This is a genomic window from Herbaspirillum sp. NPDC087042 (assembly GCF_044745245.1).
GTDB lineage: Bacteria > Pseudomonadota > Gammaproteobacteria > Burkholderiales > Burkholderiaceae_D > Herbaspirillum.
Genome location: NZ_JBIUZW010000015.1, coordinates 48,661 through 60,775, shown reverse-complemented (window position 1 = coordinate 60,775; position 12,115 = coordinate 48,661). Strand labels below are relative to the sequence as shown.

The 12,115-nt window shown below is 64.0% G+C and carries 10 protein-coding genes; 3 read left to right on the top strand and 7 right to left on the bottom strand.

Translation table 11 applies throughout. The features are described 5' to 3' along the window. Window positions 1-15: 15 nt before the first annotated feature. The gene (locus tag ACIPHN_RS19480; RefSeq protein WP_400438874.1) at window positions 16-735 is read right to left on the bottom strand and encodes a cobalt ABC transporter substrate-binding protein; all 720 of its coding nucleotides are present in this window, start codon (window positions 733-735) and stop codon (window positions 16-18) included. A 346-nt stretch (window positions 736-1,081) separates the two neighbouring features. On the opposite strand from ACIPHN_RS19480, the gene ACIPHN_RS19475 reads away from it, so the two are divergent. Next, complete coding sequence (locus ACIPHN_RS19475) at window positions 1,082-1,642, top strand: carbonate dehydratase (RefSeq protein WP_400438871.1); 561 nt, start codon at window positions 1,082-1,084, stop codon at window positions 1,640-1,642. A gap of 116 nt (window positions 1,643-1,758) precedes the next feature. Here ACIPHN_RS19475 and uraH read toward each other — a convergent pair whose 3' ends face one another. Further along, window positions 1,759-2,112 (bottom strand): hydroxyisourate hydrolase, encoded by a 354-nt coding sequence (gene uraH, locus ACIPHN_RS19470; RefSeq protein WP_400438868.1) that lies wholly within the window; start codon window positions 2,110-2,112, stop codon window positions 1,759-1,761. A gap of 340 nt (window positions 2,113-2,452) precedes the next feature. Here uraH and ACIPHN_RS19465 point away from each other — a divergent pair, with 340 nt between their 5' ends. Then, window positions 2,453-3,271 (top strand): outer envelope protein, encoded by an 819-nt coding sequence (locus ACIPHN_RS19465; RefSeq protein ID WP_400438865.1) that lies wholly within the window; start codon window positions 2,453-2,455, stop codon window positions 3,269-3,271. A gap of 341 nt (window positions 3,272-3,612) precedes the next feature. Beyond that, window positions 3,613-5,880, top strand: coding sequence for a catecholate siderophore receptor Fiu (locus ACIPHN_RS19460; RefSeq protein WP_400438862.1), 2,268 nt, complete (start codon window positions 3,613-3,615; stop codon window positions 5,878-5,880). Between the two features lie 47 nt (window positions 5,881-5,927). Here ACIPHN_RS19460 and ACIPHN_RS19455 read toward each other — a convergent pair whose 3' ends face one another. The 5 genes from ACIPHN_RS19455 to ACIPHN_RS19435 form a co-directional block, all read right to left on the bottom strand. Continuing rightward, a complete protein-coding gene (locus ACIPHN_RS19455; RefSeq protein ID WP_400438860.1) occupies window positions 5,928-6,155 on the bottom strand; it encodes a formate dehydrogenase subunit delta in 228 nt (75 codons plus the stop codon). Window positions 6,156-6,208: 53 nt separating this feature from the next. Continuing rightward, window positions 6,209-7,057, bottom strand: coding sequence for a formate dehydrogenase accessory sulfurtransferase FdhD (gene fdhD, locus ACIPHN_RS19450; RefSeq protein ID WP_400438857.1), 849 nt, complete (start codon window positions 7,055-7,057; stop codon window positions 6,209-6,211). Window positions 7,058-7,157: 100 nt separating this feature from the next. Then, entirely contained in the window at window positions 7,158-10,031 is a 2,874-nt protein-coding gene (gene fdhF / locus ACIPHN_RS19445) for a formate dehydrogenase subunit alpha (protein ID WP_400438855.1), read from the bottom strand. Window positions 10,032-10,061: 30 nt separating this feature from the next. Next, complete coding sequence (locus ACIPHN_RS19440; protein WP_400438852.1) at window positions 10,062-11,624, bottom strand: formate dehydrogenase beta subunit; 1,563 nt, start codon at window positions 11,622-11,624, stop codon at window positions 10,062-10,064. Further along, entirely contained in the window at window positions 11,624-12,100 is a 477-nt protein-coding gene (locus ACIPHN_RS19435; protein ID WP_400438849.1) for a formate dehydrogenase subunit gamma, read from the bottom strand. Before ACIPHN_RS19435 ends, ACIPHN_RS19440 begins: the two co-directional genes overlap by 1 nt. Window positions 12,101-12,115 lie beyond the last annotated feature (15 nt).

Here is a 12,115-nt window from a genome sequence, read left to right as displayed (position 1 = left end):
CTTGCGGGGAAATCCTTACTTGTTGGGCTTGGCCGCGGGCGCAGCCGGCAGGGCCTTGAGGCCCTTGGACTGCACCAGCGACAGCGTGGTCACGAAGCTGGCGGTGTCATAGGCATGGCCATCGCGCTCGCCAGCGCTCTTGTCGGTGTGGTGGACTTCGGCCACATAGGTCCCCTGCCAGGGCAGCTCGAACTGCACCAGGCCCTGGGCATCGGAATAGGCTTCCTTCATCCAGCCCGAGGGCGTCACCAGGCCAACCTTGGCCTTGGGCAGCGGCGCATTCTTGTAGCTGACCTTGAACTGGCCCGGCTTGCCGGTGGGCAGCAGGTCCAGCGTCAGGCGCGGCTCCTGGGCCGCGTCGGAGGTCACCAGGCGGGCCGCCGGGGTCCACGCGGTGCGCACCACCGGGTTGGCGTGCTTGTTCTCGAAGACCGGATAATGCGCATCCTCGGCCACGATGGACTCACCCTTGCCGGCCTTGACTGCAAGCCTGAAGGCATCGGCGCCCTTGCTCAACTCCAGGGTGCGGTCGCCCTGCGCGCTGATCAGCACGGCGCTGGGCGAGACGAACTTGTCGAGCAGGCCGGGCGAGGCTTCCCGCAGGTTCTCGCCGAATTCGCCGAAATACAGCTTGGCCTCCTTGCCATCCTGCTGCAGCCAGACCTGGTGCGCCGAGGCCGGCAGGGCCAGCATGAGGGAAGTGAGCAAGCCGGAGACGATCGCCAAACGCTTCATGAATGAATTCCTTTCTGGATGGGATGAGGGAAATGGGATGACGCCGTCGGGCTGGCCCATGCGGGCCTGGCGGGCGTCTGGCGCGCCGCGGCTATCCCGCTATTGGGGCAATAACGAGAGCCGATATTATTTGAGAATGATTATCAATAATATTACATGGCTTGACGGACGGCAAGCAAAACCACGTCCGGACAGCCTGAGCAGACTGTCAAATGATGCAAGCAGACCAGCTGTTCCGGCCGGGTGCTTGACAGACCATGTATGATCGCTACCCGATTGACCGTGCACGCACGAATGCGAGCCCTCGCGGCCGCGACTTCATCGCAACATCAGGAGAATTAGACCCATGCTTCGCCGCAACCCATCCGGCCACCGGCCGCAAGTCCACGAATCCGCCTACGTCGACCACACCGCCATCCTGTGCGGCAAGGTGATCGTCCACGAGAACGTCTTCATCGGCCCCTATGCCGTCATCCGCGCCGACGAAGTCGACGAGCACGGCGAGATGGAGCCCATCGTCATCGGCGCCCATTCCAACATCCAGGATGGCGTGGTGATCCACTCCAAGTCGGGCGCGGCCGTCACCATCGGCGAGCGCACCTCGATCGCCCACCGTGCCATCGTGCACGGCCCCTGCCAGGTCGGCGATGGCGCCTTCATCGGCTTCAACAGCGTGCTGTTCAATTGCAGCATCGGCGCTGGCTGCGTGGTGCGCCACAACGCCGTGGTCGACGGCTGCGACCTGCCGCCGGGCTTCTACGTGCCCTCCACCGAGCGCATCGGCCCCAAGACCGACCTCTCCACCATCCCGCGCGTGTCGGTGGCGGCCTCGGAATTCTCCGAAGACGTTGCACGCACCAACAATGAACTGGTGCTGGGCTACAAGAAATTGCAGAACGAGTTCTGACGCCCCGCCTGCGGGCGCCCTCCCCTTGCATCGGAGGACGCCCCAAAAGAAAAAATCCGGCTTCTTGCGAAGACCGGATTTTTTATCGACTGCAGTGATGAATGCTGTTGCCTTGATCAGCTGCCGCGATAAGTCGAATACGCCCACGGCGAGACCACCAGTGGCACGTGATAGTTCTGGGCCGGGTCAGCGATACCGAAGGCGATCACCACCTCATCCACGAAACGCGGTTCCGGCACGCTCACACCCTGGGCCGCGAAATAATCGCCGGCACCGAACACCAGTTCGTACTTGCCGGCCCGCACTGCCTCGCCGGCCAGCAGCGGCTCATCGCAGCGGCCATCGCTGTTGGTGACGGCCTGCTTCAACAGTGTCCTGCGGCCGTCCTCGACGGCATACAGGGCCAGCTTCACGCCCACGCCCGGCTTGCCCTTGGTGATATCCAGCACATGCGTGCTCAGTTTGCCCATGATGTTGTCCTTTCCCTGTCTGGTTGGTATCGGCCGCACGCACAACGCATGCGATGACGGCAGATGATATACCGCTACCCGCAAAGGCATATACGAGCCCACTTATACCACCCATCCATCCAGCAGACATAATGCCCTACCACGCAGACCATGCAGCCGCGCCAAACCGGGGGAACCACCCGGTGCGCAGCTTGCTGCGCGCATCTCCGCCGTACCGCGTCCGCCTCCAACAGAGGCCTGAAGCGGTGCCGGCATGCCGGCCCATCCCGGCCGGCAACCCGGGCATCATGCATCACCCATTTCTATAAATAATTTATATCCATTCACTGGAGGAGACACCATGCACCACACTTCCCTGCGCATCCAGGCTGCGCTGGCGGGTAGCCTGTTGCTGGCCAGCGGCGCCACGCTGGCGGCCGACTGGTCCGACAACGCGCTCGGCTACCGCTACGGCACCCGCTTCGCCGAGCCCTACAACACGCAGGACATCAGCAAGAACATCCTCAGCTTCACCCACAGCAGCGGCTACAAGTACGGCACCAACTTCCTCAACATCGACATGCTCATGTCCGACAACAAGGACGACAACGCCCAGGAAGCCTATGTCACCTACCGCCATACCCTGGACATCGGCAAGATCAGCGGCCGTGACCTGTCCTTCGGCCCGGCGCGCGGCGTGGGCCTGACCCTGGGCTTCGACTGGAACACCAAGAACGACAACAGCTACGCCTCCAAGAAGCGCATGTGGGTGATCGGCCCGACCCTGATGATGGATGTGCCGGGCTTCCTCAATGTCAGCGTGCTGGCGCTGTTCGAGAGCAACCAGCCCAAGGGCATCACCAGCCGCTACGAATACGACACCCACCCCATGCTCAATCTGGCCTGGGGCATTCCGCTGGGCGGCTCCGGCTGGGGCTTCGAGGGCTACATGAACTACATCGCCGCCAAGGGCAAGAACGAGTTCGGCGGCCCGACCGCGCCCGAGCTGAACTTCGACGGCCAGATCATGTACGACGTGGGTGCGCCACTGGGCATGGGCAAGAACACCTTCCGCATCGGCCTGGAATACCAGTACTGGCGCAACAAGTTCGGCAATCCCTCCAACGTGCCGGGCTCGCTGGCCAAGACCCCGATGGTGCGCGCCGAATACCATTTCTGAACCTGATTTCGCGATCTCGCTTGCCGCTTCTCCTCCATGGCTTCCATGGACGGGAAGCGGTTTTTTTTTGCCGCGCCGGGAGGCCCGGTCGCCCTCATTCCCTCTTCGTAAATTCCTGCGAAAAATCGAAGTAAACAGGAATCACTTTTATCCACGCGATTTCTATACTCGGCGGGTTCTGGCATCCCATCTCGTCATTGCGGGCCCTGCCGGATCGTCGTCACCGTCTACTCGCCAGCCTCCCGCTCACGCACGCCGCCGCATCGCAGTGAGCCCCGCGCCTGTTCCAGGCACTCATCGCCAGCCAAGAGATTGTCCAACCTCATCTCTCGGAACCTGCCATGAGTCTTGTCAGAAGTCGCAAACATTCCTCTCCCCTGGTGCGCCCGTCGCGCCTGTCGGCCGCCGTCGCGCTGCTGTTGCCCGCCGTGACGGTACAGGCCCAGGCCAGCACCTTGCCCGACGTCCAGGTCAATGCCACGCAGGAGATCCCGTACAAGGCCGAGCGCTCGGCCTCCCGCAAATACGACCAGCTGCTGGTGGATACGCCCCAGACCCTGACCGTCATCAAGCGCACGCTGGTCGACCAGCAAGGCGCCACCACCCTCACCGAAGCCCTGCGCAACAGCCCTGGCGTAGGCACCTTCTTCCTCGGTGAAAATGGCAGCACCAGCACCGGCGACACGGTCTACATGCGCGGCTTCGACGCCTCCAGCGCCATCTTCGTGGACAATGTGCGCGACCTCGGTGCGATCTCGCGCGACCTCTTCAACCTGGAGCAGGTCGAGGTCCTCAAGGGCCCGGCCGGCAGCGACAACGGTCGTGGCTCACCGACCGGCTCGATCAACCTGATCACCAAGCAGCCCGAGATGCTGGACGCCACCACCGCCTCGGCCACCTACGGGAGCTGGGGCCAGAAGCGCGCCACGGTGGACTGGAACAAGATCCTCGACCAGGATCGCGGCATCGCCCTGCGGCTGAACCTGATGAAGCAGGACAGCGGCGTCCCCGGCCGTCACGAAGTCAGCAATGCGCGCGACGGCATCGCCCCCTCGCTGGCCCTGGGCCTGAACGGCCCGACCCGCGTCCTGCTGAACTACCTCCATATCCGCCAGGACAACATCCCCGATGGCGGCGTCCCGACCATCGGCTTGCCCGGCTACACCTCGCCCGATCGCGCACGCCCCTTCATCGGCACCGCACCCAAGGTCGATCCAGCCAACTACTATGGCAACGTCAATGACTACAACAAGATCAACGTCGACATGTTCACGGCGCGGGTGGAACACGACTTCTCGCCGACGCTGAAGCTGCAGAACACCACCCGCTACGCCAGGACGGACCAGGACTACCGGCTCAGTTCCTTCCTCGCCAATGGCATAACAATCGGAACCGGTACACGTCGCCGCACTGCCGGCCTGCTCACGCCCTCGGCCGAGGACCGTAGCAGCTGGCTGCTGGCACGCAATATCGTCACGCGGCGCGACCAGGTCAACGAGATCATGAGCAACCAAACCCATCTGGGCGCGCAGTGGCAGACCGGAACACTGCAGCACGCACTCTCAGGGGGCCTGGAACTGACCCATGAAAAGCAGCGAGCACTCTCCTTCACCGTCAGCGGCAGCCGGCCGCATGCCAATCTGTACCGGCCCGATCCGCGCTTCAGCGAAGCCAACCTTGCCATCGCCAGCAACGGCAACAACGAGGGCAAGACCGACACTGTTTCGCTCTATCTGATGGACACCCTCAGGTTCGACGAACGCTGGTCGCTCAATGCCGGCCTGCGCGAGGATATCTATCGCACGCGTTTCGACTCCAGCACGCCCGACAACAGGACCGGCCTGTCCAGTACCGGCAAGCTGTTCAACTGGAAGCTGGCAGGCATCTTCAAGCCCACCGGCTACAGCAGCCTCTACGCCTTGTACGCAACCTCCCAGCAACCACCGGGCGGTGCCAATTTCTCGCTCAGCGCCAGCCGTGGCAGCGCCGCCAATCCCGACTACGCACCGCAGAAGACGCGCACAGCCGAAGTCGGCACCAAATGGGATTTGCTGGACCGGAAACTCTTGCTCACCGCAGCGGCTTACCGCACCGAGGTTCGCAATGAAGTGGAGTTCGATGACCTCGCCAATCTCTACTTCCAGACTGGCAGGAAAGTCGTGCAAGGAGTGGAGCTGGGCGTGACGGGCGACCTGACGAGCGATATCTCCGTCACGGCAGGTTATAGCCGCATGAACAGCCGGGTCGCCAGCGGCAAGACCGTCACGGCCAGCGGTGAAAACACGCTGGCCTATGCGCCCCGGCAATCCTTCACGTCGTGGGCCAGCTGGCGCTTGCCGCATGGCATCAGGCTGGGTGGCGGAGCGCGTTACTCCGCAGGGCTGGTACGCGGCACGGCCACCACGGCGGTGGGGACGCCACAGCGTACCCAGGCCTATTGGGTGATGGATGCCATGGCGGCTTACGTGGTCAACAAGAATATGGACCTGCAATTCAACGTGACCAACCTGTTCAACAAGGACTACGTGGGTTCCCTCAACAAGACCGGCTATCGCTACCTTCCGGGCGCGGCGCGGGCAGTCTCGCTGACGGGCAATTTCCACTTCTGATCTGCCTGGACAAGATCCGGCTGCCTGCGCAGCCGGAGTCTTCCATCTCAGGCGGCCGGCACCTGCAAATGCCGGCTCACGGCCTCCAGCACGATCGCATCCACGCCCTCGCCACCGGTCTGGTCGATATAGTCCAGGAAGGCCTTGCGCATGCGCGGCTCCCAGAAGCGCCTGATATGCGAGGCCAGATCGGCCATGGCCTGGTCGCGGTCGGGCATGGTGGAAAAGAAGCTGCCAATCTGGTTGGCCATCTTGACCAGGTGTTCGGTATTCATGAGTCTCCTCCTGCTATGTTCGATAGTGGACGGCCGTGCCGGCGCCGCACGTCCTAGCGCAAGCGGTGTGGCCGCGCATAGACGACATGTCCCTGCCGGCGCACGAAGCCGACCAGGGTAACGTCGGTTTCCTCGGCCAGGCGGATCGCCAGCGCGGTCGGTGCCGAGATCGCGGCGATGAAGCCGATGCCCACCGTGGCCGCCTTCTGCACCATTTCATAACTGGCGCGACTGGTGATGATGGCGGCGCCCTGTGAGAAATCCGTCTCCGCCTCGGCCAGTGCACCGATCAGCTTGTCCAGCGCATTGTGACGACCCACATCCTCGCGGACCAGGACAATGCCGCCTTGCGCATCCATCCACGCCGCCGCATGGGTGGCGCCGGTGGCCTGCTGCAATTGCTGGCGCGCCTGCATCTGCTCCAGCGCCGCATGGAGCTGCTGCACCGTGAACTGCGCCCCGCCCTGCGCCACCGCCTTGGGATGACGCACCGCCTGCTCCAGCGTCTCGGCGCCACACAGGCCGCAGCCGGTACGGCCGGTCAGGTTGCGACGTTTTTCCTTCAGGGCCACGAAGCGTTCGGTGGCGATGCGCATCTGCACCTGCACGCCTTCGCAGCCCGGCACGATCTCGCATTCATACAACTCGCCCGGCGTGGCCACGATGCCTTCGGTCAGCGAAAAACCGAGGGCAAAATCCTCCAGGTCGGCCGGCGTGGCCATCATCACCGCATGCGAGATGCCGTTGTATTCCAGCGCGATCGGCACTTCCTCGGCCACCACATCCTCCACCGTCTCGCGCTGCCCGTCACGCCAGCGATCCACCTGGACGCGGGCAAAGGTGGCGTACTCGCCGGTGGTGTCATCGACGTTCGGAATCGGGGTCTGGCTGCGTGTGTTCATGCTGTCCTGCACTGTGTGGATCGGGCTGGTCGTCGGTAGAAATCATGGCAGGACCAGCACGCCGTCATCGCACCCCATGGGTGCGATGACGATGCCTTGCCTACTTCGTCACCAGCGGCTCCGATGCCTTCTCGCCCTTGAGCAAATCCAGCTGCTCGCGGTTGAAACGCTCGTAGTGCTGCTGCCACTCGGAGGGCTGCGTCACCGGCAAGACCTGCACCGCCGTCACCTTGTACTCGGGGCAGTTGGTGGCCCAGTCCGAGTTGTCGGTGGTGATCACGTTGGCGCCGGACTCCGGGAAGTGGAAGGTGGTATAGACCACACCCGGCTGCACGTTCTCCGTCACGGTGGCGCGCAACACGGTCTGGCCCGCGCGCGACTCCACACCGACCCAGTCGCCCTCGCGGATGCCACGGTCCTCGGCATCGTGCGGGTGGATTTCCAGCCGGTCTTCGCTATGCCATTGCGAGTTCTCGGTACGGCGCGTCTGCGCGCCCACGTTATACTGCGACAGGATGCGGCCGGTGGTCAGGATCAGCGGATAGCGCTGGGTCACCTTCTCGTCGGTGGCGAAGTATTGCGTGTTGATGAACTTGCCCTTGCCGCGGATGAAGCTGCCCACATGCATGATGGGCGTGCCTTGCGGCGCGTGCTCGTTGCAGGGCCACTGGATGCTGCCCAGCTTTTCCAGCTTGTCATAGCTCACGCCATGGAAGCTGGGCGTCAGGGCGGCGATCTCGTCCATGATTTCCGAGGGGTGATTGTACGGCATCGGATAGCCCAGCGCTTCGGCCAGCGCCACCGTGACTTCCCAGTCGGACTTGCCGGCCTTGGCCGGCATCACCTTGCGCACGCGCGAGATGCGACGCTCGGCATTGGTGAAGGTGCCATCCTTTTCCAGGAAGGACGAACCGGGCAGGAAGACATGCGCGTACTTGGCCGTTTCGTTGAGGAACAGGTCCTGCACCACGATGCATTCCATCGCCTGCAGAGCGGCGGCCACGTGCTGGGTGTTGGGGTCGGACTGGACGATATCCTCGCCCTCGCAATACAGGCCCTTGAAGCTGCCATCGAGGGCAGCATCGAACATGTTGGGAATGCGCAGGCCCGGCTCCGGGTTCAGCGTCACGCCCCAGGCTTGCTCGAACTGGCTGCGCACGGTCGAGTCCGAGATATGGCGATAGCCCGGCAGCTCATGCGGGAAGGAACCCATGTCGCAGGAACCCTGCACATTGTTCTGCCCACGCAGCGGGTTCACGCCTACGCCTTCGCGGCCGACATTGCCGGTGCACATGGCCAGGTTGGCGATGCCGATCACCGTGGTCGATCCTTGTGCATGCTCGGTCACACCCAGTCCGTAGTAGATCGCGGCATTGCCACCGGTGGCGTACAGGCGCGCGGCGCCACGCACGGTCTCAGCCGGCACGCCGGTAATGGCCGCCATGGCCTCCGGGGAATTGTCTTCGCGCAGCACGAACTCCTTCCAGTCCCGGTAGGACTGCAGGTCGCAGCGCTCATCGATATAGCGCTCATCCTGCAAACCCTCGGAGAGGATGGCGTGCGCCAGCGCGGTGATGATGGCGGTGTTGGTGCCGGGGCGCAGCTTGAGGTGGTAATCAGCCTGCACGTGCGGCGACTTGACCATCTCGGTGGTACGCGGATCGATCACGATCAGCTTGGCGCCCTGACGCACGCGGCGCTTGATCTGCGAAGCGAACACCGGGTGACCCGAGGCCGGGTTGGCGCCCATGATGAGGATGACGTCGGACTTCATCACCGATTCGAAGGTCTGGGTGCCAGCCGATTCACCCAGGGTCTGCTTGAGGCCATAGCCGGTGGGCGAGTGGCATACGCGGGCGCAGGTGTCGACGTTGTTGTTGCCGAAGGCGGCACGCACCAGCTTCTGCACCAGGTAGGTCTCTTCGTTGGTGCAGCGGGACGAGGTGATGCCGCCAATCGAGTCCTTGCCATGCTTGGCCTGGATGCGACGGAACTCGCTGGCCGCGTAAGAGAGTGCCTCTTCCCACGACACCTCGCGCCAGGGGTCGCTGATGCTCTTGCGGATCATGGGGTTGAGGATGCGATCCTTGTGGGTCGCATAGCCCCAGGCGAAGCGGCCCTTGACGCAAGAGTGGCCCTGGTTGGCCTTGCCATCCTTGTACGGCACCATACGCACGACTTCATTGCCCTTCATCTCGGCCTTGAAGGCGCAGCCCACGCCGCAGTAGGCGCAGGTGGTCACGGCACTGTGCTCGGCCTGGCCCAGCATGATGACGGTCTTCTCGGTCAGCGTGGCGGTCGGGCAAGCCTGTACGCAGGCGCCGCAGGAGACGCATTCGGATTCCATGAAGGATTCCATCTGCCCCGCCGAGACGCGGGACTCGAAGCCGCGGCCATTGATGGTGAGGGCGAAGGTACCCTGGGTTTCTTCGCAGGCGCGCACGCAGCGGTTGCAGACGATGCACTTGGAGGGGTCATAGGTAAAGTAGGGATTGGACTCGTCCTTCTTCATCTCCAGATGGTTCTCGCCCGCCGGGTCGTAGCGCACTTCGCGCAAGCCCACGGCACCGGCCATGTCCTGCAGTTCGCAGTTGCCATTGGTGGGGCAGGTCAGGCAATCCAGCGGGTGGTCGGAGATATAGAGTTCCATCACGCCACGACGGATCTCGGCCAGCTTGGGAGTCTGGGTCTGCACCTTCATGCCCGGCTCGCAGGGCGTGGTGCAGGAGGCCGGATAGCCCTTCATCTTGCGGCCATCCTTTTCGATCTCCACCAGGCACAGGCGACAGGAACCGAAGGGTTCCAGGCTGTCGGTGGCGCACAGCTTGGGGACGTTGATGCCAGCCTCGACCGAGGCGCGCATGACCGAGGTCCCGGCCGGGACCGTCACCTGCACGCCGTCGATTTCCAGCGAGACCATCTTTTCCGAGACACGCGCCGGCGTGCCGTAATCCGTTTCATTGAGCTGGTTCATGTTGCCACTCCTCTGCATTCGGTGATGGGATCAGGCCGCCTGTTCGCCGGGCGCGCCGAAGTCTTCCGGGAAATGATTGAGCGCCGACAGCACCGGGAACGGCGTCATGCCGCCCATGGCACACAGCGAGCCGTTGAGCATGGTGTCGCACAGGCTTTTCAGCAGATGGATCTGCCGTGGCCGCTCGTCATTGGCGATGATCTTGTCGATCACTTCCACGCCCCGGGTGGAGCCGATGCGGCAAGGCGTGCACTTGCCACAGGATTCCACCGCGCAGAACTGCATCGCGTAGCGCGCCTGGCGCGCCATGTCGACGCTGTCGTCGAAGGCCACCAGGCCACCGTGGCCGATCATGGCGCCGATGGCGGCAAAGGCTTCGTAGTCCAGCGGGGTATCGAATTGCGACTGCGGCATATAGGCGCCCAGCGGGCCGCCCATCTGCACCGCGCGGATCGGGCGCCCGCTGGCGCTGCCGCCGCCAAAGTCTTCCAGCAACTGGCGCAGCGTGAGGCCGAAGGCCTTCTCCACCAGGCCGCCCTGGCGGATGTTGCCGGCCAGCTGGAATGGCAGGGTGCCATGCGAGCGGCCCACGCCGTAGTTCTTGTAGAACTCCGCACCGCGCGCCAGGATCACCGGGACCGAGGCCAGCGAGATCAGGTTGTTGATCACGGTGGGCTTGCCGAACAGGCCCTCCAGCGCCGGCAGCGGCGGCTTGGCGCGCACCACGCCGCGCTTGCCTTCCAGGCTTTCCAGCATGGCGGTCTCTTCGCCGCAGATGTAGGCGCCAGCGCCCTTGCGCACTTCCAGATGGAAGGCCTTGCCCGAACCCAGGATGTTCTCACCCAGATATCCACGCTCGGCGGCGATGGCGATGGCCTCGTTCAGCGTCGCGATCGCATGCGGATATTCGGAGCGCACATAGACATAGCCCGCGCTCGCCCCCACCGCCAGCGCGGCAATGGTCATGCCCTCGATGAGCGTGAAGGGGTCGTCCTCCATGATCATGCGGTCCGAGAAGGTCCCGGAATCGCCCTCGTCGGCATTGCAGACCACATACTTCTGCGTGGCCTGGGCGCGCAAGACCGTCTGCCACTTGATGCCGGTCGGGAAGGCGGCGCCGCCACGTCCGCGCAGGCCGGAGTCAATCATCTGCTGCACGATCGCCTCGGGCGCCATGGCCAGTGCATTCTTCAGGCCGGCATAGCCCTCGTGGGCCAGGTAGTCGTCCAGCGAGAGTGGATCGATGATGCCCACGCGGGCGAAGGTTAGGCGCTCCTGGTGCTTCAGGAAGGGGATCTCTTCGGTCAGGCCCAGGTGCAGCGCATGCTGTCCACCGGTCAGCAGCCCGGCGTCGAACAGCCCCGGCACATCGCCGGCGGCGACCGGCCCGTAAGCCACGCGACCGGCAGCGGTGGCCACTTCCACCAGCGGCTCCAGCCAGAACATGCCACGCGAGCCATTGCGCACCAGCCTGATGGACTGGCCACGCTGCTCGGCTTCGGCGGCGATGGCGGCGGCCACCTCATTGGCGCCCAGCGCCAGCGCGGTGGAGTCGCGCGGCACATAGACAGTGATGGTATCGACGGCGCTCATCATGCCTCCTGCTTGGCCTGGACCAGGCGCTTGAATTTGTCGAGATCGACGCGCGCATGCAGCTCGTCATCGAGGGTGAGATTGGGGCCGACGGCGCACTGGCCCAGGCAATACACCGGCTCCAGCGTGAACCTGCCATCGGCGGTGGTTTCATGGAAGCCGCAGCCCAGCACCTGTTGCGCCTGCTCGGCCAGGGCCTCGCTGCCGCGTGCCTGGCAAGCCTCGGCACGGCATAGCTGCACCACGTGCCGGCCAGATGGCTGCTGGCGGAAGAAGTGATAGAAGGAAATCACCCCATGCACCTCCGCGCGCGAGACATTGAGCTCGCCCGCGATCATCGCCACCGCATCGGCCGGGATATAGCCGACCTTCTCCTGGATGCCGTGCAGGATGGGGAGCATGGCGCCGGCCATGTCCTTGCGTTCGGCGATGATGCCGCGCACCGCCGCCACGTCGAAAACTTGCTGCCTGTTCATTGATGCCTCCTGTGT